Raw genomic sequence first — 24192 nt, 5'->3', positions numbered from 1 at the left:
TTCCCTCTACGTATTCTTCAAAATATATGTATGCCGATATTATAGAAAACTTTTTGATACTTTGTCAATGTTTGCTGAAATGTTCAACTAGATGTAGAACGATAACCTTGACAACAGATAACAATGGTACTGCAATAATAAGACCAATGATACCACCTACTTCACCACCAGCAATCAGTGCGAATATAATAAAAATAGGATGCATATGTAAACTTTTTCCAACGATTATTGGCGACAACAAGTTTCCCTCAAGAAATTGTAACAAAATGATAATTACAACAACTATGATTACCATCTTAATAGACACAGTAAACGCAATAATCAATGCCGGAACCGCACCAATAATAGGTCCAAAATATGGAATGACATTAGTTAAACCAATTAGTATTCCTAAAATAAGTGCATACTTCATTCCTACTAACCAAAAAGCAAGCGTTGCTGCACCACCAATAGCAACACATACAAATAACTGGCCACGAATATATTGACCAAGCGTTTTATTAACATCTCGAAGAACATACCAAAGTGGTTTTCTCCATTTGGTCGGTGTAAGATACCACGCTACTTTTTTTACGAGAGGGTAATCTTTTAACAAATAAAAAACGATAAACGGAATGACTGCTAGAATGAAAAAAGAGTTAATAATTTTTCCAGTACTGTTAAGCAACACCTCGATGATAGATTCAGCACGTTGCTGTACCTTCTGTAAAAACTCGTCTATGCGATCATGTACTCCATCTGGTAGAAAGGCTGTTTGATTATACATGTCCATCAAATATGCTTGGTATGTAGCATGAAATTGAGGGATATTTTTGCTTAAGTCTTTTAATTGTTGAATCATGATAGGTGTTAATTTATATACCCCATATGCAACTCCACCGAAAAATACTAAATAAATAAGTATTACAGCTAGTGGTCGAGGAACGTTACGTCCATGAAGACCTTCAATAATTGGATGAAGCAAATAAGCGATAAAAGCAGAAATAATAAACGGTAATAAAACCTTAATCATCCCTTGCCAAAATGGTTGCCAAATCGGAGTTAACCTTACAACCAAATAAATTATTACAGTGACAAGGACGAGATTTAGAAGCTGGACCAATAGTTGAAACTGCCTTGAATCCCTCATAAAAAAATCCCTCCTACTCATTAGTTTGCATGAGTAAAAAGGATTTTATGCTCAATTCAATTTCGTTAGGCTATTGCGTTAATTGTATTATTACATTTTTAACGCAATGCACGTTTCATTTGCTTACGCACTCGTTTCATCGAACGATTCATTTTCATATTATTATCACTCATCATATAAGCTGCCCCAATACCTGCACCAATGGCAAGCATCGATGTCATCATATTTCTCATTCAATTCACCACCTCGTTAAAGACTACTCTCTTAGCTCTGAACAAGGTTATTGCCTGTTACCTTCATATACATAAAACAAGCTTTTATAAACGATATTCCTAGTTCGGCTTTGAACATCGATTGAATTTCAATAAAATTACATCTCATGGCGCATTTCATCATCAGTAAACAGATCATCTAGTGAGCTTAGCGTCCCATCCTCTTCAACTTGATGCAAAGAAAAGCGACCTTTTGTATATGAAAGCTCAACGAAACAACACCAACAATAATATTGATTTACACCAATTTTTCCTAAGTCCTTACTTTTACAATTAGGGCATATCATTTCAGGGCACTCCTTTATAAACGTTCTTTTCCGTTTCTCACGATTGGAGTTTAATCATGACGGCATCATCACTAATGGAACAAGCGCTTGTATTGAAAAACGTCTGTTTACCCTCTGTTACATCAGCAAAGAAACCGTTCGATACTTCATACCCTGAAATTATTTCCAAATTGTCTTTTACATATACATCAGTAATTAACCCTAACTGGTTACCTTCTGTTGAATAAAGACTTTTACCTATTGTATCTTCAGTCGATTGCCCTTCTAATAACCCCTCTTTTGCTATAGGGAATGAGGTGCCTAATACAACCAAACTGTCTCTTCCAACTGCATTGATTGCTTCCATTGGAATGAAGCGGTCTCGTTTAAAAAAACCCTCTACATCAATAAATACACCTTTAATTTGTCCTGAATCAGTGATACAAAGACTTTCTACAGTTCCTAATTTTTTTCCCGTTTCTTGACTGTGGACAGGCATCCCTTTTATATTTGAGAATGTCCGCAAAGGCTCTCACCTCTTTCGAACAGTCTTAGCTTGTCACTCATCCATGAAGTCATACGGTGAAAGGTTTTCCACATTTTCCTCACTAACTAATTGAGAACTAAAAGCTTCAACTAACTTTTCTGTTAATGTCGTTTGGCGATTTGTATCTTCCGTACGTTCAATTCCCATTTGAAAAGCACTCTCCTCACCACATAAGATGAGAAAATTCTTACTTCGTGTTATCGCTGTATAGATTAAGTTCCTTCTTAACATACGGTAATACCCTCGGACAATAGGTATTACAACAATCGGAAATTCACTACCCTGTGCTTTATGAATTGAACAGCAATAAGCATGAGTAATATTGTTAAGTTCTTGACGTGTATATTGTACTTCTGTTCCATCAAATGAGACGATAACATAGTCTTCCTTATCAACATTTTCTTTTGAATATAAGATGCTTACAATCTCCCCGATATCACCATTAAATACTTGATCCTCTGGTTGATTAACGAGTTGAAGCACTTTATCACCGACACGGAAAACTTTATCAGCGAACTTTAGCTCTCTCCGTTGTTCATTTACTGGATTGAATTCCTGTTGCAATAATTCATTCAAACGCTCAATTCCAGCACTGCCTCGGTACATTGGTGCTAATACTTGTATATCACGTGCTGAATAACCTTTTTTTAAAGCATTCGCACATACTTGTAAAACAACTTCTGCTACTTGATCTTGACTACACGTGAAAAAAGCTCGATCTGATTTTGAAGCAGTTAAATCAGTCGGTACATTTCCTTTTTTTATGGCATGTGCCATCTCAATAATCGATGATCCTTCCGATTGACGATAAATATCAGTTAGTTGAATTGACGGTAAAACTGCTGCTTCAAGTAGGTCCTTTAATACTTGCCCTGGGCCTACTGAAGGCAATTGATCTTCATCTCCTACAAGAATCACTTGTACATCTGAAGGTAATGCTTTGAACAGTTGATTCGCAAGCCAAATATCAACCATTGAAACCTCATCAACAATTAATAACTTACCATTAATCGTCTCGTTTTCATCATGTTCAAAATCCGTACCATTCCAACCAAGTAAACGGTGAATCGTAACAGCAGGTAGACCTGTTGCTTCACTCATTCGTTTCGATGCACGACCTGTTGGAGCGACGAGTATGACAGGAAACGGATTATCCTTATCATAATCGTTAATATCTAGTGAACAACCGTGCAATTCAGCATAGATTTCTACTATCCCTTTTATAACTGTAGTCTTACCTGTACCTGGACCGCCTGTTAACACCATTAGTGGAGAGGAAATCGCCTTTTGGATTGCCTCCTTTTGAGAAGGGGCATATTGAACATGTAATCGTTCCTCTAACTCACCTAATGACTTTAAAAATTCTGATTCAGGAAACTCATCAGCAAATCCAGTTTGTTCGCTTAGCCGTTTCATACTTGAAACAAAACCCTTCTCAGCATAGAAAAGAGTCGGTTCATAAACGCGTGTCTGCTCCGTTACAAGCTTACCTTCTTCTTCAAGCTCTTTTATTTGTACATCTAGATCTTCTTCTGTAATCTGGTGCTCGCCTTTTTTATCAAGCAGTAGTAGTACATCTTCAACTAAGTCTTCTCTTTGTAAATAGACATGGCCTTCTTGAAGACACGTATGTGTTAATGTATAGAGACACCCTGCTTTTAATCTAGAAGGGTGCTTACCTGCAAGTCCAAGTGCCTGTCCAAGCTCATCTGCCTTTGCAAATCCGATACCTTCAATGTCTTCTACAAGCTGATATGGATGATTCTCAATTATCGCTAACGATTGTTGCTTATATGTTTGATATACCTTCATCGATAAGCGAGGTCCAAATCCATAACGAGAGAGCCTCATCATGACTTGCTCTAACCCTTCATGCTCAAGCAACGTTTCATACAAATTCCTTGCCTTTTCTTCTGTTAGCTTTGGAACATCGTCTAATATAGCTGGATTATGTAAAATTTGAGAAACAGCGTTATCACCAACTGTCTCAACGATCATTTCAGCAGTTTTCTTCCCTATCCCTTGAAACAAATCACTCGATAAATACTGAATAACTCCATCTTTCGTGCTTGGAATTTCCTTTCGAAAATGCTCAACTTGATATTGTTTTCCATATTTAGCATGCGTTTGAAAAGTACCATAAAAAGTATAGGTCTCCTCCTGATTTAATAAAGGAAAATAACCATTAATGATCACTTCTTTTTCGTCATAATTCTCATTCGTTTCTCTTATACGAATACGTGCAACAGAATAGAGATTATCTTCATTATGATAGACCATAACGAGAACAGTACCTTTTATAAAATTTTTTTCTTGTTCAAAGGCAAGGGATTGTTGCTCTGGCATATTAATTCTCCTACTTATATGTATTAATGATCCTTTAACATTTCCTCTATTTTCTTCTTACCGTTAGCTGCAAGCATATGATCTGGCTGAATTTCTAAGGCTTTGTTGAACATTTCAAGTGACTTATCAGCATAATCTTTAAACGCATACGCAACACCTAAGTTATAAAAAGCATCAGCATGACCACTATCGAGCTGAACCGTCTTCTCTAATACCGTTAATGCCTCTTCAATTTGATTCGTATAAGCAAGGCTTATTCCATATTGAAAATTTGCATCAACATCATTTGGGTCTAACTCAACTGCGCGTTGGAAATAAGGAAGAGCAAGTTTTGGTTGGTCGAGTTGATACAACGACATCGCTAACATAAAATATGTATCTGCTTCATTTAATCCTTTTTGTAATGCTTGTTGGAACATATCCTTCGCATCTTTAAATTGCTCCATTTTATAAAATACTGTACCAGCACCATAATAAGCTGTCGCCATCTCTCCATCTAATTCTATAGCCTTTTCAAAAAAAGCCACTGCTCGATCATAATCAGCTATTGCAGTTAGAAGATTCCCGAAATTTGTATATGCAACAACATCTTTTGGATTCACTTCAATTGCTTCAGTGAATGCTTTGGCTGCCTCCTCATACTGACCTTCCTGCATATGATGGATACCTTGTTTATTCTTATCTAGCATTTTCACACACCTCTTTTTCAATATTTCTCTACAATAAGTATATCAAAATTCACTGGATAATAGTTACGCCGCATCACAGACAATATGTGATGCGGCGCTATAGATTATACATATGTGATACGTTTATCGTCTTTGTAAACTTCATCAATGGTTGCCCCACCAAGACATTCATCACCATTGTAAAATACAACAGCTTGTCCAGGTGTAATTGCTCGCTCTCGTTCATCAAAAACAACCTTAATTTGATTTTCACCGATTACTTTCACGGTTACACCGCTATCCTTCTGGCGATAACGGAATTTTGCTGTACAAGTAAATTCACTCTCTACAGGATGATCTGACACCCAACTTACATTCGTTGCAAGCAAACTGTCTGAATATAATAATTCATTGTGGAAACTTTGTGCGACGTATAAAATATTTTTTTCTAAGTTCTTACCTACAACAAACCAAGGATCACCGCTTCCACCAATTCCTAGTCCATGACGTTGACCGATTGTATAATACATCAACCCATCATGTTTCCCTTTCACTTCACCATCAAGTGTTTGCATTTCCCCAGGTTGCGCTGGCAGATAGTTACTTAGAAACTCCTTGAAGTTACGCTCTCCAATAAAACAAATTCCTGTACTATCTTTTTTCTTAGCTGTAGCCAGATTTGCTTTTTCTGCTATTTTACGAACTTCTGGCTTTTCTAAGTGACCTAATGGAAACATAACTTTCGAAAGTTGCTCTTGTGTAAGCTGATTCAAAAAGTATGTTTGGTCTTTATTTTCATCATTACCACGTAACATCTTAACTTCACCGTCACGCTCTTCTACTTGTGCATAATGACCTGTTGCCAAATAATCTGCTCCAAGTGTTAGTGCATGATCTAGAAAAGCCTTGAATTTAATTTCTTTATTACACATGACATCAGGATTAGGTGTACGCCCAGCTTTGTATTCGTCAAGGAAATATGTGAATACCTTATCCCAATATTGTTTTTCAAAATTAACCGCATAATATGGAATACCAATTTGATTACATACACGAATCACATCGTTATAGTCTTCCGTAGCAGTACATACACCATTCTCATCTGTATCATCCCAGTTTTTCATGAAGATACCGATAACGTCATAACCTTGCTCTTTCAATAACAGTGCGGCAACTGACGAGTCAACGCCACCTGACATACCAACAACGACGCGTGTATCTTCTGGTGCTTTCTTCATTGTTGCTGCCTCCTATTCTACTTACATTTACATTTTCGTTAATTGTTTCACAATTTTAGCGATCATTTTCCCTGCTCGATTTACTTGCTCATCTGAATTTCCATATCCGAAGCTAAATCGAACTGACCCCGTCGTTTCAGGAGCACCACTACCAAATATAGCAGTTAATACATGTGAGGGTTCAATCGAACCTGCCGTACATGCCGATCCACTTGATGCAGCAATTCCAGCTAGATCAAAGTTCACAAGTAATGCCTCTACATTTGTATTTGGGAAATACACATTTAATACGTGTGCTAAGTTACAGTCAAGGTCTCCATTTACTGTAAAATCCACTTCCTCTTCGCGTAACGTAGCGATCATCGTTTGTTTATATTGTAAATACTGTGCCTGCCGTTCATTAAGCTCAGCTTGTGCTAACTTCGCTGCAAAAGCAAACCCAACAATACCTGGAACATTTTCAGTACCTGCTCGACGTTTCCGCTCTTGTTCACCACCATACAGACGGGGAATAAGCGAGATACCTTTTTGAATATATAAGAAACCTACTCCTTTAGGACCATTTATCTTATGTGCAGATACAGATAAGAGATCAACTTTTAATTGAGTCACATCAATCGGAACAATACCGTATGCTTGAACAGCATCTGTATGGAATACAATCGAATCGGAGTGTGCCTTAATTACTTCCCCAATTTGAGCAAGCGGCTGAATCACACCTATTTCGTTATTTCCATACATAATCGTTACTAAAATCGTGTCATCTCTTAATGCACTTCTTAACTCTTCGATATCCACTAGTCCATTCTGATCAACAGGCAAATATGTTACCTCGAACCCTTCTCGTTCTAATTGCTGACAAGCATGTAAGACAGCATGGTGCTCGATTACTGTCGTAATGATGTGCTTGCCTTTTTGTTTATTAGAATATGCAGCACCAAAAATTGCAAGATTATCTGCTTCTGTGCCACCACTAGTAATAATAATATCATCACTGCTGGCATTGATCGTATTGGCAAGTGTCTCTCTCGCATTATCTAAATAACGACGACTTTCTCGACCAAAATGATGAATACTTGAAGGGTTACCATATACATCAGCAAACAATGGCATCATTTCATCAATCACACTTGGATGTAATGGTGTCGTTGCAGCATGATCTAAATATATCCGTTCCATGTTAATCTCACCTAACTTTTCTTATCATTAAATATAGAACATATAGGCTTCTTGATCTGTATCATCTTCATAATTCGCCAAATCTTCTAATGTCGTTGTATCGAGAACATTTTTTACTGCATCACGAATTTTAATCCACAAATCTCGTTTTGCCGGTTCTTCATCTTCTATTACTTCAACAGGACTAATTGGTCCTTCTAAGATGCGAATAATGTCACCTGCTGTGATACTTTCAGCTTCTTTCGCTAATATATATCCACCATAAGCACCACGAATACTTTTAACAAGACCACCATTTCGTAATGGCGCAATCAATTGCTCTAAATAATGCTCGGAAAGATCATTTTCTTTAGCAATTGATTTAAGAGAAATTGGACCTTCTCCATGTTTTTTTGCAAGTGCCATCATGATCGTTAAACCATAGCGGCCCTTAGTTGAAATTTTCACTTTCTTCACCCCTATTGTTTACGTCGAAACCGTTGCTATTATAGCACGAAACAGACTAAGATGCATTTGACACAACTCACTGTTGGCTAAAGCTATGTTCAACTTTAACTCCTTCATACATCCATTTACTTAGTACTTGACGACATTGTGGTAGTGCAAACCCTACAACTGCTCCAATCGAAATACAGAAAATTATAGTACCTAAAAAAACCGGACCACCTAGTAACCAACCAAAAAAGAGAACGACTACTTCCATTGCAAGTCTAATTTTGGCAACAGACCACCCTGTCATATTAGATAACACTAACATTAAGCTATCACGAGGACCAGCACCACAATCTGCTGCGATATAAATCCCCATTCCATAACCAATTATGAAAATACCACTTATTAACATAATAATTTTACCTAATAAAGTTGATGGCGTCTGTATGAATGGAAGTAATAAATACAAATCAATAAAAACTCCTACTAATAACATGTTTAGCAAAGCTCCTACTTGTGGTAACCTTCTCTCCAACAGTGCTGCGCTACCCAAAATAATAATTCCTACAATAATCGACCACGTACCAATTGTTAACCCTACCTTCATATATAGACCGACATGTAATACATCCCAAGGAGCACTTCCTAAATCTGCTTTTATTAATAAAACAATTCCTAAAGACATGATCAGTAAACCTATAAAAAAGACAACCCACTGACGCTTGTTCACGCTTTGAAACAACACCCTCACCCCATTTACTCATCAATTCAAAAGATTATATCACAGGTCACGAAATTCCGTATATGATCTGCTTACATTTGCTCCCTTTTAAAAATCACGGTACACTCTAGCATAAAGGAGCGATACGTATGTTAAAAAAACCTCTCGCCTTCAGAATGAGACCAAAAAAATTAGATGAAATTATCGGTCAGAAGCATCTCGTTGGAGAAGGAAAAATTTTATTTCGAATGGTAAAGTCTAAACACATTTCATCTATGATTCTATATGGACCACCAGGTATCGGGAAGACATCTATTGCAACGGCAATCGCCGGGAGCACAAACTCAGCTTTCCGTACGTTAAATGCAGTTACTCATAATAAAAAGGATATGCAAGTTGTCGTTGAAGAAGCAAAGATTTCAAATCATATCATTTTAATATTAGATGAAGTACATCGCTTAGATAAAAGTAAGCAAGATTTCTTACTACCACACTTAGAGAGTGGTTTAATTACATTAATTGGCGCGACAACTATGAACCCCTATCACTCAATTAATCCAGCTATTCGTAGTAGATGTCAAATTTTCGAATTAAGACCACTTCAACAAGTTGATATTAAACAAGCGTTAACACGTGCCCTAAACGATGAAAAAAATGGTTTAGGGAAATATACAGTTGTAGATGAGAATAACGCTTTAGACACATTAGCAGAATTGTGTGGAGGAGATGTTCGAAGTGCTTTAAATGCGCTTGAACTAGCTGTTATTTCATCTGATGAAAATGAAGAAGGGGTTATTTCTATATCAAAAGCAACAGTAGAGGAATGTATTCAAAAAAAATCATTTACACATGATAAACAAGGTGATGCACATTATGATGTATTATCAGCTTTTCAAAAATCGATTCGTGGTAGCGATGTAAACGCCTCTTTGCATTATTTAGCTCGGTTAATTGAAGCTGGTGACTTACCTAGTATAAGTAGAAGATTGCTCGTTATTGCTTATGAAGATATTGGTCTAGCCCACCCTCAAGCAGGTCAGCGAACATTAACTGCACTTGAAGCAGCTGAACGCATCGGCTTTCCTGAAGCACGTATACCTCTTGCAAATGCAGTCATTGAATTATGCCTTGCACCGAAATCAAATTCTGCATACATTGCAATTGATGCAGCACTAACTGATTTAAGAACAGGAAAAATTGGTGAAGTTCCTGCACATTTAAAAGATTCCCACTATATTGGAGCGAAGGAGTTAGGGAGAGGTATTAATTACAAATACCCTCATGATTATGAAGGTGGTTGGATTGAGCAACAATATCTACCTACTAATCTGAAAAACAAAATCTATTACGAACCTAAAACAACTGGAAAGTTTGAACAAGGATTAAGTAAGCTGTATGCCAAGTTCCTTAAACGTTCATAAAGTGCAAATCGAACTCGAAACACTCTTGATGCTTTTCTAAATCTCATCTAACCTGCCACGCTTTATCGGTGTGATCGAAGTATTCGTAGATACATAATAAATATTGTAATTAAAGACTATGTATACACCTCTTAAAAATTGGTAAGAATGATAGAAAACAAATGAATAGTTAAAGAGAGGAGCGATTTTGATGAAAATTCGTCAAGATGCATGGTCACATGAAGATGATTTAATATTAGCTGAAACCGTCCTTAGACATATTCGAGAAGGAAGTACACAATTGAAAGCCTTCGAGGAGGTAGGTTCACACTTACACCGTACGTCAGCAGCTTGTGGTTTTCGCTGGAATTCAGAAGTACGACAAAAATATGATCAAGCTGTTGAAATTGCTAAGAAACAGCGCAAAGAAAGACAAAGACTCGAAAACAAACCGATCAGAGCTTTTGAAACAACAGACGTAGAAATGACAGATGACATAAATACAGTTTATTCACCTAATCATAATCAAACACAAAATGAACTGACTGTTGATAAAGCAATCGCATTTCTAATGAGATGGAAAGACGAGGAACATCACCTTTCAAATCAAGAAAAAGAGTATACAACTGTAAAGAATAGGTACGATGCCTTAATTGCAAAAAAAGAAGCATATGAAAAAAAGCTACAGAATCTCTCAGTCAAGCATAAAACGATCCAAGAAGACTATCAAGCACTTGTTGGTATTATGGACAGAGCCAGACAGTTCATATTTCCACCAACAGACCTTCGTGAAGTCACACAAGATCAAGCTTAAAATAGATAAAGTGAAATGCCCGATTGATTAGGTATACCTAATCAATCGGGCATTTTAACGTCAGTCAGTGCTATTTATTTATCATGGCTTACTCTGTCAATTTTTACACCATTAAGAAGTTGTTGCACTACATCAGATGCCATAATTAACCCAGCAGTAGATGGAACAAATGCATTCGAAGATGGTGGTAACTTTGCTTTTCGAATTGCATTTTCATCGTTAGAGCCGACTTTCTCTCGAACATCTTCACGAATGCGAATTGGACTCTCATCAGAGAAAACTACTTTTATCCCTTTTCGAATGCCTTCTTTTCGTAATTTTTGACGAATAACTCTTGCAATTGGATCTGTATGTGTTTTAGAAATATCCGTAATTTGAAAACGAGTTGGATCCATTTTATTAGCTGCACCCATACTTGAGATGATCGGTGTTTTACGTTGTAAACATTGTTTCATAAGATGGATCTTATAGCATATTGTATCAGATGCATCAATAACATAGTCTGGTTCATAAGAGAAAAATTCCTCATACGTTTCATCTGTATAGAACATCTTTAATGAAATCACTTCACACTCAGGATTAATATCTGCGATACGTTCTTTCATTAAATCTGCTTTAGGACGACCTACTGTTGAGAGAAGTGCATGAATTTGACGATTTACATTTGTAATATCAACATCATCTTTGTCTACAAGAATTAGACGACCTACACCACTTCTTGCTAAAGCTTCAGCAGCAAATGAACCAACTCCACCAATTCCAAGTATTGCAACACTGCTATTTTTTAATCGATCTAAACCTTCCTTACCGAAAGCCAGTTCATTTCTAGAAAATTGATGCAACATTTCTTTTCACTCCAACATTCAATATTATTTAAAGGAATCATTACATTGTATTTATTCATTGTATCCGAAAAAAACTATAACATACTTTTAATAAAATTCAACTAAATTCATCGGATTAATAAGACACAATATATCTCTATAGTAATTAAAAATATAATTTATAGCAGGTGATCCAATCCTATAGTGTTGAAATTTTCAATTTCTCACTCTGACTATTACGATTGTACATAACAAAAAGCCCTAAGAGAAAGATATCCCTTAGAGCTGTATGGACTATAGTGTAAGTCCCGCATGTGCCGTCATCATAACCTTTGTTTTGAACCCGCTCTCGGCAGGTGGGTGCCCTGATCCAAGATTTATACTTCCTCTAACGAGAGGCCTGTACGCGACTTGAAAACATTAAGCTCCCGTAGTTATAGCTGTTCGGTCAAAACATCTCGTGGATAACGAACACCTCAGGACTGTTGTTAATTGAATCATAGCATATGGTTATTGTAGGCGCAAGATAAAAGTCCAACTAACAAACATTTTTTTGAAGAAAAAGTTCAAAATTTTGTTCATAAATACGTTTCATAATTACCTATATTATAACCGAACTTGCAGATTCAAATCTAACAACTGATCAGTACTTACTTCTCCAGGTGCTTCTGTTAATAAGCAACTTGCATTTGCAGTTTTAGGGAATGCAATTGTATCACGTAAGTTTGTACGTCCTGCAAGAATCATCACTAAACGGTCTAGACCAAATGCAATTCCAGCATGTGGTGGTGTACCATACTCAAATGCGTCGAGTAAGAATCCAAACTGTTCGCGTGCTTCCTCTTCACTAAAACCTAACATCTTAAACATCTTCTCTTGAATATCACGTTCATAAATACGTAATGAACCGCCACCAAGCTCATAACCATTTAAGACAAGGTCATATGCTTCAGCACGGATTTTCTCAGGGCTTTCATCAAAATATTTAAGATCGTCACGCAATGGCATCGTAAAAGGATGATGTGCTGCAGAATAACGACCAGACTCAGGGTCAAATTCAAGCAACGGCCAATCTGTCACCCAAAGGAAATTGAATTTCGTTTGATCAATAAGGTCAAGTTCTTTACCAAGCTTAACACGCAAAGCTCCTAGACTACTTGCAACAACGTTTTTCGCATCGGCTACAAATAGCAATAAATCTCCTGCTTCTGATCCTAATGTTTGTTGAAGGGCTGCTATTTCTTCTTCACTAAAGAACTTAGCAATTGGACCACTTATACCTTCTGCATCAACCTTCAACCACGCTAATCCTTTTGCACCATATGGTTTTACAAACTCTGTTAGTTTGTCAATGTCTTTACGAGAATAGTTATCTGCTGCACCCTTTACGTTAATTGCTTTAACTTGTTGAGCGCTAGCAAACACTTTGAAGTTCGAATCCTTCACAATCTCTGTTACATCTACAAGTTCCATTTCAAAACGAGTGTCAGGCTTATCAGAACCATATCGTGCCATTGCTTCATCATAAGTCATACGAGGGAACGGTGTTGTAATGTCGATCCCTTTCGAAACACTCATTACACTCGCCATCATACGTTCCATCATGCTAAGAAGTTGCTCTTGATCCATGAAGGAAGTTTCAATATCAACTTGCGTGAATTCAGGCTGACGGTCAGCACGTAAGTCTTCATCACGGAAGCAACGTGCAATTTGATAATATCGATCGAAGCCTGACACCATCAATAACTGTTTGAATAGCTGAGGTGATTGTGGCAATGCATAGAACTTCCCATCATGAACACGACTAGGAACTAGATAATCACGTGCTCCTTCAGGAGTACTTTTCGTAAGCATTGGTGTTTCAACTTCCAAAAATGTTTCTTCATCTAAGAAATCACGAATCGTTTTCGTAACACGGTGGCGTAACTTAAAAGTCTCCTGCATCTCAGAACGGCGAAGGTCAATGTAGCGATACTTCAATCGTAATTCTTCTGATACATCCTCATCATCAACTAAAAATGGCGTTGTTTTCGCCTTATTTAAGATTGTTACTTCATCTGCATGAACTTCAATTTTTCCCGTCGAGATCTTCTCGTTATACGTTTTCTCATCACGAGCAAATACTTCCCCTTTGATATCAAGTACAAATTCGCTGCGAATAGTTTCAGCGATTTCCAATGCTTCCTTCGATACTTCAGGGTTAAACACAACTTGAACTAGACCAGTACGATCACGTAAGTCAAGAAATATTAAACCACCTAAGTCACGGCGTTTTTGAACCCAACCTTTTAGTTGAACCTTTTCTCCAACATTGGTTTCCCTTACTTCTCCACAATAATGTGTTCTACCATATGCGTTTGACATGTTCATTTCCCCCTTATTTATTGAGTTACCTTCTTCATGTATTCGATGAACTTATCAAGAGCAATCTGTTCTTGTTCACCTGTTTCCATATGTTTCACATTTATCACTTGCTGTTCCAACTCAGTATCACCTAGTACTGCCGTATATGTTGCTTGAAGACGATTCGCAGATTTAAACTGAGCTTTCATCTTCTTACCTTGATAATCTTTCTCTGCATGAATACCGTTCTGACGTAATTCATTTAACAGTTGAACTGCTTTCAATTCCGCTTCTGGTCCCATCGCAACTACATAACAGTCAATGCCTTCTTGCGTTGGATAGGATGTATTTTCAGCTTGAAGAGCCATGACAACACGTTCAATCCCAAATCCAAACCCAATACCTGGTGTTTCGGGCCCTCCGATATCTTCAACTAAGCCATTATAACGACCACCACCAGCCAATGTTGTTATCGCTCCAAATCCTTCAGCTTCACTCATAATTTCAAATGTTGTGTGATTATAATAATCTAAACCACGAACAAGGGTTGAGTCGACTTCAAATTGAATTCCCATAGCTGTTAAATAAGCTTTAACTTTTTCAAAGTAAGCGTGAGACTCCTCATTAAGAAACTCAAGAATTGCTGGTGCAGTTCCCATTAATTCATGGTCACGATCTTTTTTGCAATCAAGAATGCGTAGCGGGTTTTTTTCTAACCTTCCTTGGCAATCTGAACAAAACTCTCCGATGCGTGGTTTAAAGTGTTCAACCAACGCATCTCGATGCGCTGTACGACTTTCATTATCACCAAGACTATTAATAACAAGCTTTAACTTTTTTAATCCAAGCTTCGAATAGATGTTGATTGCTAGAGCCAAAACTTCGGCATCTAATGCTGGATCATTACTACCTAATGCCTCTACTCCAAATTGATGGAATTGACGCATTCGCCCTGCTTGTGGTCGTTCATAACGGAACATTGGTCCGATATAATACAATTTCGTCGGTTGTGTTGGCTGTCCATATAATTTGTTTTCAACAAATGCACGAACAGTTGAAGCTGTACCTTCTGGACGAAGTGTAATACTACGATCACCACGATCTTTAAATGTATACATCTCCTTTTGAACGATATCTGTCGTATCACCAACACCTCGTTGGAATAACTCAGTATGTTCAAAAATAGGCGTTCTCACTTCTTTATATTGGTACGTACTACATACTTCACGAACTATCTTTTCTATATATTGCCAAACTTCTACATCACCTGGCAAAATATCTTGTGTTCCGCGTGGAATTTGTATTGCCATACTTGTTTCCTCCTTGCTTACTATACCTTTAAAATGTTTCGGAAATAAAAAAACTCCCATCCCTTCTTTACTAAAAAAGAAGGGACGAGAGTTACCCGCGGTGCCACCCTAATTAAAGCAATTTACCATTGCTTTCAGCTCAATCAGTTAACGCCTGACTACGTTCTACTCCTAGTAAGTAATATACTGTTCAGAGAGAAACCTCCAGAGTGTTCGTTCATTAAGTCATCGTGTAGAATGCTTCCAGCCAAGGCACTCTTCTCTGTCCACTTGTTTTCTTAATTACTTTTCTCTATCACTGGTTCACCGGTTCATTAGTTCCGATCTTCATTTAATTTCTCTTTATGTTACGAATGATTTCACTTCTTGTCAAGTTGAAAATGCCTCATGAGTTTCATGTTTTTTTGTGGTAAAATTAACATCGGTTTGTTAAATCTTTAAATTGTTTAAAAGCATTGCTACTTATGCCACTTTCTTCTATAACATTTGGCAACCAAGGATGGTCATCACGCTCACCTTTTTCACGAAAATGGGTTTGATTCATTTGATGAACTGGTGATCCACTTCTCATCATTTTTCCATTTGAACGCATGTTATCTGTCCTTTCTCATTTTATCAATTACTTTTAGCATGTCCAAAATGAGAAAAATTTTTCAAAATAACGAGGATTTCACTAGAATAAACTCGAAATTAATCGAACAGGAACCTCTGTCCACTCAATAATGACAACTTACATTCAAAAAAATGGATATCGAGAACAAAGGGGGAGTTCGCTTGTTAAGGCGACACATTTCACTTAGCTTAATACTTACACTATTGCTTTCTATCTTTTCATTATCAATTAATCAAACATACGCACAGCAAGTTACTATTATTTCTGACTCTGTTATTGTAAGAGATGCACCAAACATCGGTGGTAAAGTTCTTACAGAAATAGAAAAGGGCAATACATTTGAACTCATTGATCAACAAAACGATTGGTCTAAAATAAAATTAAATAACGGTACAAGTGGCTGGATCGCTTCTTGGTTATTAGAAACAATCGATAATACTGCTTCTGCAAATCAAAATAACGTGGAAAAAGATACAGAATTAGTAATAGAGAAAGAGAAAGAAAAAGTATCGACTTCAGAATATGTAATAAGTACCGTAGATAACCTTCGTGTTCGTAACGGACCTGGCTTAGATTACGAATCTCTAGGTTACATGGATAAAAACAAAAATTATACAAAAGTTTCCGAACAAGGTGATTGGACTAAAATTCAATATAACGACACTACTGGTTGGGCTGCTTCACGTTATTTAACAGCAAGTAATAACAATAATCCACAATCTGAATCGGTAGAGGAACCTGAAGAAAAAACAGTAACTGTAATAGTTCCCATCCTTAACATCCGTCAATCAGCTAATACAACTAGTGATATAGTTGGACAGTTGAAAGAAGGTGAAATAGTCCAAGTAATTCAACAGACTGATGAATGGTTGCAAGTGAAAACCGAAAACAAAACGGGTTGGGTAGCAGCAGAATTTACAACCGAAAAACAAACCGCTCCAATAGAAATTGAACAAAAATGGGTAACAGTTAACGTAGATTCGTTAAACATTCGAAAACAACCATCAACAACAAGTGAGATTGTTGGTAAAGTGACAATAAATGACATACTTGCAGTTAACGAGAAACAAGATGAATGGTACGAATTAGTTGGCGATCAAAAAGGGTGGATAAACGCATCATTTGTCTCAGAAACAAATGAACAAACAGCACTCTCTACTGAGAAAAAACAAGTTGTTACGGCAACAATTTTGAATGTCCGTAAAGAACCTTCACTAGATTCACCAATTATTGGGAAGTTTATAGAGTCTGAGCAAGTAAGTGTTCTAGTTGAACAAGACAAATGGAGTAAAGTTAAAACAGAAAATGGGACAGGCTGGGTCTATAACGAATACCTAGTAGACCTCTCTTCTATAGAACCTATTGAAGCTGAGACGATAACGATATTAAACGAAGGAACAAACTTAAGAAGTGAACCTTCATTAACAGGGAAAATCGTTGGAAATGCTTCGAAGGGCACTACATATCAGGCAATCAAACATGATCGAGATTGGTATGAAATTAAGATTACAAATGGGAAAAAAGCCTATGTTGCTTCATGGATAGTCGCTACAAACTTGAAACCGAAAAATGACCAATCTAATCCGCTAAACGGGAAAGTAATTGTCATTGACCCAGGTCATGGTGGAGATGATAGTGGAACTACAGGCTTTACTGGAACAGAAGAAAAAGACTTAACATTAAAAACAGCGTTAGCCTTAGCAGAGAAATTAAAACAGTCGAACGCTCAAGTGATTCTCACTCGTAAAGACGATCGGAAACTTACATTGAAATATCGAGTTAGTATCTCGCACCATTACGAAGCAGATGCCTTCGTTAGCCTTCATTATGATAGTGTCCGTGATACAAGTGTGAACGGAGTAGGGTCGTTTTATTATAATAAACAAAAGGATTATCCTCTCGCTTCGGCGATCCATAAACAATTAATTACACAGACGAAACGAAAAGATCGTACAGCAAAATTTGGAGATCTACACGTAGTGCGTGAAAATTATCAACCCGCTGCATTAATCGAGCTTGGTTTCCTATCAAATGCAAATGAGGAAGCTCTTGTGAATACATCACAATATCAGGAACAAGCTGTACAAGCGATCTATGATGGGCTTGTCGATTATTTTAAACATTCATAAGTAGATAGGAATAGTTTTTGAAGCTCGACACTTCTACTCTATTGCTCGCTAATAAAAGACCCCCTGCTCAAAATGTTTGAGCAGGGGGTTCGTTTTAAATTATCTTGAACATGATTCTACACCAGAAACAAGCGTATTTCTATATAATTTTTCCATTTTCACTTTCAATTATAATCGTTACAGGACCATCATTTGTAAAAGAGACATCCATCATCGCACCGAAACGCCCTGTCTCAACACGAATTCCCTTTTCCCTTAACTGATGATTGAATTGTTCATACATCTCATTTGCGAAGTCCGGTTTAGCTGCAGCCATAAAATTAGGTCGTCTACCTTTTCTCGTATCTGCATATAGAGTGAACTGAGACACAGAAAGGACACCACCGTTTACATCTAACAGAGAAAGATTCATCTTCCCATCTTCATCTTCAAAGATACGTAAATTGGCAATTTTGTCTGCTACATTTATAAGATCTTCAACAGTATCATCATGTGTAATTCCTACGAGTAACATTAGACCTTGATCAAGGCTACCAACTGTTTCTCCATCAACAATTACTTTTGCTTCCTTCGCACGTTGAACAACAACTTTCATTTTCTTAAATCCTCCAACTACATTATCCTGCATGAATTGATACGCAAATCTTCACTTCATTACTGTACAAATCTACTGATGTGTACATAAGGAATAAACATACACATAAATAGAACCTTAACATTATTGTGTAATTCGTCTCACCGTGTATACGTCAGGTATTTGTTTAATCCGATCTGCAACCTTCTGTAAATGACTTATGTTATGAATAGATAATGTCATATGAATTAACGCCATCTTATCACGATCCGTTCGTCCAGATACAGCAGTAATACTTGTATTCGTATTATTCACAACATGTAATACTTCGTTCAGTAAACCATTGCGATCAAAGCCCGTAATTTCTATATCGACATTGTAGGACTTCGTTTCTTTGCCACTACCTTCCCACTCAACCTCAAGAAGTCTTTGCTTGGCTTCCTCATTATTAACATTCGCACAGTCTGTTCTGTGCACCGAAACACCGCGACCTTTAGTAATATACCCGACAATATCATCTCCAGGAACGGGGTTACAACACTTGGAAAGACGTACGAGTAAGTTACTTACTCCTTTTACGTGTACACCTGTATCCGTTCGTTTAAGTGGTGTACGCTTCGCCTCAGAAATCACTTCTTCAATGACATTTTCCAAATCTACATCTCGCTGATTACGTATTTTCTCTGTCAATCGAGTAGCAATTTGGGCTGCAGTTATACCATTGTAGCCGACTGCTGCATACATATCCTCTTCATTGGAAAAATGAAACTTCTCGACAACACGTTTAATGTTCTCAGTAGTTAATACTTCATTTGGCTCAATTTCATGACGTCTGATTTCTTTATCAACAAGCTCCTTACCTTTCGCAACATTCTCATCTCTACGTTGTTTTTTGAAATATTGTCGAATCTTATTCTTCGCTTGCGATGTTTGACTTAATTTAAGCCAATCTTGACTCGGACCATATGAATGTTTTGAGGTCAAAATCTCGACTATATCACCTGTACATAACTTATAATCGAGTGGAACCATTTTGCCGTTTACCTTTGAGCCAATTGTTTTATTACCTACTTCTGTGTGAACTCGATAAGCAAAATCAATAGGAACGGAACCTTTTGGTAGTTCAAAGACATCACCTTTAGGCGTGAAGACAAACACCATGTCAGAGAATAGGTCGATTTTCAATGACTCCATAAACTCTTCCGCGTCATTTGTATCATTTTGCCATTCTAATATTTCACGGAACCAGCTCATCTTTTCTTGAAGGCTTGCTTGGTTCTCATTAAGTTTCTTTCCTTCTTTATAGGCCCAATGTGCCGCAACACCATACTCAGCAACTTCATGCATCTCGTGTGTTCGAATTTGTACCTCAAGCGGATCTCCTTTTGGACCGATCACAGTCGTATGCAAAGATTGATACATGTTTGCCTTTGGCATAGCTATATAATCCTTAAATCGACCTGGCATTGGTTTCCAACATGTGTGGATAATTCCTAACGCAGCGTAACAATCTTTAATGCTATCAACATGTACCCGAACAGCAAGTAAGTCATAAATTTCATTGAATTGTTTATTTTGTAATGCCATTTTGCGATAAATACTATATATATGCTTTGGCCTACCTGAAATTTCAGCCTCTACATGTACACTCTCTAATCGTGAATCTATTTCGTTGATTACTTCTTGAACATACTGTTCACGTTCATTTCGCTTATTTTTCATCAAATTTACAATACGATAATATTGCTGAGGATTTAAATAACGTAAAGCTGTATCCTCTAATTCCCATTTTATCGTTGATATACCTAAACGATGAGCTAGAGGAGCAAAAATCTCCAACGTTTCATTCGAGATTCTCCGTTGTTTTTCTGGTGGGAGATGTTTCAACGTACGCATATTGTGTAAACGGTCTGCCAGTTTGATGAGAATGACACGAATGTCTTGTGCCATCGCAACGAACATTTTACGATGGTTCTCAGCTTGTTGCGCTTCCTTTGACTTATATTTAATCTTCCCAAGCTTCGTAACACCATCAACAAGCATGGCAGCCTCTTTATTAAATGCCTTCTCAATATCTTCAAGTGTATAGTCGGTATCTTCGACAACATCATGAAGAAAGCCAGCAGCAACCGTTACAGGATCAAGTCTCAGTTCTGCCAATATACCTGCCACTTGAATAGGGTGGATAATATAAGGCTCTCCTGATTTTCGATATTGTTCACGATGCGCTGTTGCAGCAAACTTATAGGCTTCTTCAACAAATAATGTATCTTCTTCAGACAAATATTCCCGAACAAGATCAATTACTTGTTCAGCTGTTAACACCCTATCTTTAGCCATTGTATCACCTAAAATGATTTGATTAGATTTTGCTTTTATTATCTTGAAAAAAACGGACAATGTAAAGGACTAAAATCATACAATATAATTATACGTTATCGTAAATGTTCAAAAATGCAAACAAAGAGTACCCCTTTTCGTAAAAAGAGCACTCTTTAAGATTAAGATATTCCAGAAATTAGTATTCCATTAATGTTAACACATCATAACCTTTAAGTTTATCACGACCATTTAAATATGTTAATTCAATTAAAAAGGCTAGTCCTACAACAATACCACCAAGTTGCTCAACAAGTTTGATTGTTGCTTCCATTGTACCTCCAGTTGCAAGTAGGTCGTCTGTAATTAAAACACGTTGTCCAGGCTTGATTGCGTCTTTATGCATCGTTAATACGTCTTTGCCGTATTCTAGACCATAATCTTGTTTTATCACTTCACGTGGTAATTTTCCTGGCTTACGAACAGGTGCAAATCCGATTTCTAGCGAATATGACACCGGGCAACCCACAATAAATCCACGCGCCTCAGGGCCAACAATAAGATCTACTTCTTGTTTTTTTGCATATTCAACAATCTCATCTACTGCACTTTTATATGCTGTTCCATTATCCATCAATGTTGTGATATCTTTAAATCTGACGCCCTCTTTCGGCCAATCTTCTACAATTGTTATATACTTCTTATAATCCATTACAATACTTCCTCCTCTAACTTCAAGCCAACTTCACACATTTCTTCAAATGATTTTCGCAATGATTCATATGAAGAATAGACAAAGTCATTTTCTAGTGTCATCTGTTCCTTCTTTTGCTGATACTTTATTGAATCTGCAATATCTTTCTTAGTAGGTTTTTCCATTAAATAAACTAGACCATTTTCTATTCTAGCAAAATTAAGCTCAAAAAACACCTCTGACATAAAATAAATCATATCTGTCGGCCAGCCTTTTCTCTTCGCTAGTAATGGAGCATGCTTGTCTAACTGAAATGGCTGTTGCTTTAATAAAAACCCATAATACCATTTAAAATGATCTCTTGATGGTAACATGCTGAAATAATGATCATCTTCATGATCTAATACAGCATAAATCCTCTCGGGTGCTCCATCTGCGAATATAGTTTTTAGCTGCTCTTTTCTTAATGGCAAGTCAATTAATACGACATACTTATCTGTAACATCAATCTTTCCCTTGTGTATTTCAAGGTCGATAATACTCTCTTGGAACGCATTCAACTTCAAGCGTTGAATTGATTTACTACGAAAGGTTAAAATCATTAATTTATTAATAGGAATCGATTGAAGTTGCTTATCAATATTCTTTTTTCCTCGTAAATCAAAAAGCTGCCAATCTGTAATTTCTACATCTTGAATCATAATCTGTGGTTTTCTTAATCCGTTCCATTCGTTAATCGATAGTTCTCCATACCACGAAATACGCGAGGTAGGTGAAATCTCATCATACAAATAACCAAGACCGAAGCCAATTCCATCCAAAGTACCATTACTGCTATCAATTCCTACTTTCAAATGGTTCTGATCGCTACCAATACGGCGGATTAGTTTCAAATTGGAATCTTGAAGCATAACTTTAGGCTTTGGATTTGCCATTCCAAACGGTGCTAGTTTATTAAATTGCTCAATTACATCTAAATTAATATCATCTGCATTACAAACAATATCAATATAATCAATCGGAGTGAAGTCTTCATCAGATAATATCTGCTTTGCAAATTGGTTTAACCTTCTATGAAATTCATCAATATGTTCAGTACGAATTGTCATTCCCGCTGCCATTGGATGTCCACCAAATCCTACTAATAAATCTGAACACTGTACTAGGTTGTCATACATATGAAAACCTGTAATGCTTCGTGCTGAGCCTTTAGCTTCTCCTTTTTCCTCATCAATAGATAAGACGATCGTAGGCCGGTAGAAGCGATCAACAAGTCTTGAAGCAACAATACCTATAACACCTGCATTCCAACCTTCACGAGCAATGACAATAACTGCTGGGTCCTCTTGCTCCATTAACTGTTCAACCTCTTGGACAGCCTCTTCAGTCATAACCTGAACGACTTGTTGACGTTCTTTATTGAATTTATCTACTTGCTTAGCAAGAAATGTCGCTTCCTCATCATCATCAGTCATGAATAAATGAACAGCAGGCGTAGCATCACTCATACGACCGACAGCATTAATTCTCGGACCTAAACCAAAACCCACTGTCTCTTCTGTAATTGGCTGATCATGTAAACTTGCTTGACGTAATAAAGCTCGTAAACCAACATTTGTTGTAGTTGAAATTTGACGTAAACCTTTTACAGCAATCAATCGATTCTCATCTACTAATGGTACGAGATCTGCAATTGTACCTATTGCTGCAAAAACAAGCAAATGCTCTGGAAGATACCCCAACAATGCATGGGCAGTTTTTAATGCGACCCCTGCTCCTGCTAATTCTCCACAAGGGTAGTGATTTTCTCCAACTCTTGGATGGATAATTGCATAAGCTTGTGGCATTTCTGCTGGTGGTTCATGATGATCCGTTATAATAAGGTCCAACCCTAGCTCCTTGGCAACAGCTGCTTCGTGTGTTGCTGAAATGCCTGTATCTACGGTTACAATTAAACTAACTCCATCTTGCTTTGCTTTACGAAAAGCTGGTTCATTCGGTCCATAACCTTCAGTAAATCGATTAGGAATGTAGAAATCAACATTTGCGTTAAGCTCAAGTAATGCTTTTATCATAATCGTTGTACTCGTTACACCGTCAGCATCATAGTCCCCAAAAACGAGTATTTTTTCACCATTTGAAATGGCACGATGAATTCTCTCAACTGCAACATCCATCGATTCTATAAGAAATGGGTCATAAAATGTTTGTGAGTCAACGTGAATAAACTGTTCAGCTTCTTCAACCGTTTCAATTCCCCTTGTAGCTAACAATTTTGCGACAAGTGGTGAAACATGCAATTCTGCTTCAATTGATTGTGCTAATGCTTCTGAATATGATTTCTTCTTCCAACGGGTTTTTGCAGTTAACATAT

Annotated in this window: 21 protein-coding genes, 1 other RNA gene and 1 other annotated feature; of the genes, 3 read left to right on the top strand and 19 right to left on the bottom strand. The window is 37.1% G+C overall.

Annotated elements, in window-relative coordinates:
- Positions 1–64 precede the first annotated feature (64 nt).
- From BFG57_RS16145 to BFG57_RS16105, 10 genes are all read right to left on the bottom strand, one after another.
- Entirely contained in the window at positions 65–1129 is a 1065-nt protein-coding gene (locus BFG57_RS16145) for an AI-2E family transporter (RefSeq protein ID WP_069718523.1), read from the bottom strand.
- Positions 1130–1227: 98 nt separating this feature from the next.
- Complete coding sequence (locus BFG57_RS18485; RefSeq protein WP_083249302.1) at positions 1228–1362, bottom strand: YrzQ family protein; 135 nt, start codon at positions 1360–1362, stop codon at positions 1228–1230.
- 137 nt (positions 1363–1499) lie between these two features.
- Positions 1500–1688 carry a hypothetical protein gene (locus tag BFG57_RS16140; RefSeq protein WP_069718522.1) on the bottom strand — a complete coding sequence of 63 codons (189 nt, stop codon included), beginning with the start codon at positions 1686–1688 and terminating at the stop codon, positions 1500–1502.
- A gap of 37 nt (positions 1689–1725) precedes the next feature.
- Complete coding sequence (locus BFG57_RS16135; protein ID WP_069718521.1) at positions 1726–2193, bottom strand: PRC-barrel domain-containing protein; 468 nt, start codon at positions 2191–2193, stop codon at positions 1726–1728.
- A 33-nt stretch (positions 2194–2226) separates the two neighbouring features.
- Complete coding sequence (gene recD2, locus BFG57_RS16130; protein WP_069718520.1) at positions 2227–4560, bottom strand: SF1B family DNA helicase RecD2; 2334 nt, start codon at positions 4558–4560, stop codon at positions 2227–2229.
- Positions 4561–4583: 23 nt separating this feature from the next.
- Positions 4584–5249: a tetratricopeptide repeat protein gene (locus BFG57_RS16125; RefSeq protein WP_069718519.1), complete on the bottom strand. Its 666-nt coding sequence runs from the start codon at positions 5247–5249 to the stop codon at positions 4584–4586.
- Positions 5250–5353: 104 nt separating this feature from the next.
- Complete coding sequence (gene mnmA / locus BFG57_RS16120) at positions 5354–6466, bottom strand: tRNA 2-thiouridine(34) synthase MnmA (RefSeq protein ID WP_069718518.1); 1113 nt, start codon at positions 6464–6466, stop codon at positions 5354–5356.
- 27 nt (positions 6467–6493) lie between these two features.
- Positions 6494–7645 carry a cysteine desulfurase family protein gene (locus BFG57_RS16115; RefSeq protein WP_069718517.1) on the bottom strand — a complete coding sequence of 384 codons (1152 nt, stop codon included), beginning with the start codon at positions 7643–7645 and terminating at the stop codon, positions 6494–6496.
- Between the two features lie 27 nt (positions 7646–7672).
- The gene (gene cymR, locus BFG57_RS16110) at positions 7673–8092 is read right to left on the bottom strand and encodes a cysteine metabolism transcriptional regulator CymR (RefSeq protein ID WP_069718516.1); all 420 of its coding nucleotides are present in this window, start codon (positions 8090–8092) and stop codon (positions 7673–7675) included.
- Positions 8093–8168: 76 nt separating this feature from the next.
- The gene (locus tag BFG57_RS16105; protein ID WP_483771158.1) at positions 8169–8807 is read right to left on the bottom strand and encodes a YczE/YyaS/YitT family protein; all 639 of its coding nucleotides are present in this window, start codon (positions 8805–8807) and stop codon (positions 8169–8171) included.
- Between the two features lie 140 nt (positions 8808–8947).
- Between BFG57_RS16105 and BFG57_RS16100 the strand changes: the two genes are divergently transcribed.
- On the top strand, positions 8948–10219 hold the full coding sequence (locus BFG57_RS16100; protein ID WP_069718514.1) for a replication-associated recombination protein A: 1272 nt from the start codon (positions 8948–8950) through the stop codon (positions 10217–10219).
- A 190-nt stretch (positions 10220–10409) separates the two neighbouring features.
- Positions 10410–11012 (top strand): RsfA family transcriptional regulator, encoded by a 603-nt coding sequence (locus BFG57_RS16095; protein ID WP_069718513.1) that lies wholly within the window; start codon positions 10410–10412, stop codon positions 11010–11012.
- A gap of 74 nt (positions 11013–11086) precedes the next feature.
- On the opposite strand, the gene BFG57_RS16090 is transcribed toward BFG57_RS16095, so the two are convergent.
- The 5 genes from BFG57_RS16090 to BFG57_RS19110 all read right to left on the bottom strand — a co-directional run bounded on the left by BFG57_RS16090 (position 11087) and on the right by BFG57_RS19110 (position 16081).
- Complete coding sequence (locus BFG57_RS16090; RefSeq protein ID WP_069718512.1) at positions 11087–11857, bottom strand: tRNA threonylcarbamoyladenosine dehydratase; 771 nt, start codon at positions 11855–11857, stop codon at positions 11087–11089.
- Positions 11858–12137: 280 nt separating this feature from the next.
- A non-coding RNA gene (gene ssrS / locus BFG57_RS16085) (6S RNA) lies at positions 12138–12322 on the bottom strand.
- A 120-nt stretch (positions 12323–12442) separates the two neighbouring features.
- Complete coding sequence (gene aspS, locus BFG57_RS16080; protein ID WP_069718511.1) at positions 12443–14200, bottom strand: aspartate--tRNA ligase; 1758 nt, start codon at positions 14198–14200, stop codon at positions 12443–12445.
- A 17-nt stretch (positions 14201–14217) separates the two neighbouring features.
- Positions 14218–15489 carry a histidine--tRNA ligase gene (gene hisS / locus BFG57_RS16075; RefSeq protein WP_069718510.1) on the bottom strand — a complete coding sequence of 424 codons (1272 nt, stop codon included), beginning with the start codon at positions 15487–15489 and terminating at the stop codon, positions 14218–14220.
- 77 nt (positions 15490–15566) lie between these two features.
- Positions 15567–15797: a binding site (T-box leader), on the bottom strand.
- A 107-nt stretch (positions 15798–15904) separates the two neighbouring features.
- Positions 15905–16081 (bottom strand): hypothetical protein, encoded by a 177-nt coding sequence (locus BFG57_RS19110; protein WP_175428377.1) that lies wholly within the window; start codon positions 16079–16081, stop codon positions 15905–15907.
- Between the two features lie 182 nt (positions 16082–16263).
- Between BFG57_RS19110 and BFG57_RS16070 the strand changes: the two genes are divergently transcribed.
- On the top strand, positions 16264–18231 hold the full coding sequence (locus BFG57_RS16070; RefSeq protein ID WP_069718509.1) for an N-acetylmuramoyl-L-alanine amidase family protein: 1968 nt from the start codon (positions 16264–16266) through the stop codon (positions 18229–18231).
- A gap of 139 nt (positions 18232–18370) precedes the next feature.
- On the opposite strand, the gene dtd is transcribed toward BFG57_RS16070, so the two are convergent.
- From dtd to recJ, 4 genes are all read right to left on the bottom strand, one after another.
- Entirely contained in the window at positions 18371–18826 is a 456-nt protein-coding gene (dtd, locus tag BFG57_RS16065) for a D-aminoacyl-tRNA deacylase (protein WP_069718508.1), read from the bottom strand.
- A gap of 123 nt (positions 18827–18949) precedes the next feature.
- The gene (locus tag BFG57_RS16060; RefSeq protein WP_069718507.1) at positions 18950–21145 is read right to left on the bottom strand and encodes a RelA/SpoT family protein; all 2196 of its coding nucleotides are present in this window, start codon (positions 21143–21145) and stop codon (positions 18950–18952) included.
- A gap of 178 nt (positions 21146–21323) precedes the next feature.
- Positions 21324–21836, bottom strand: a complete 513-nt coding sequence (locus tag BFG57_RS16055) for an adenine phosphoribosyltransferase (protein WP_069718506.1) — start codon at positions 21834–21836, stop codon at positions 21324–21326.
- A complete protein-coding gene (recJ, locus tag BFG57_RS16050; RefSeq protein ID WP_069718505.1) occupies positions 21836–24190 on the bottom strand; it encodes a single-stranded-DNA-specific exonuclease RecJ in 2355 nt (784 codons plus the stop codon). Before recJ ends, BFG57_RS16055 begins: the two co-directional genes overlap by 1 nt.
- Positions 24191–24192 lie beyond the last annotated feature (2 nt).

The sequence above is a fragment of the Bacillus solimangrovi genome (assembly GCF_001742425.1).
Taxonomy (GTDB): domain Bacteria; phylum Bacillota; class Bacilli; order Bacillales; family Bacillaceae_N; genus Bacillus_AV; species Bacillus_AV solimangrovi.
Note: the sequence above shows the minus strand (reverse complement) of the source record. Positions and strands in the feature narration are given on the sequence as shown.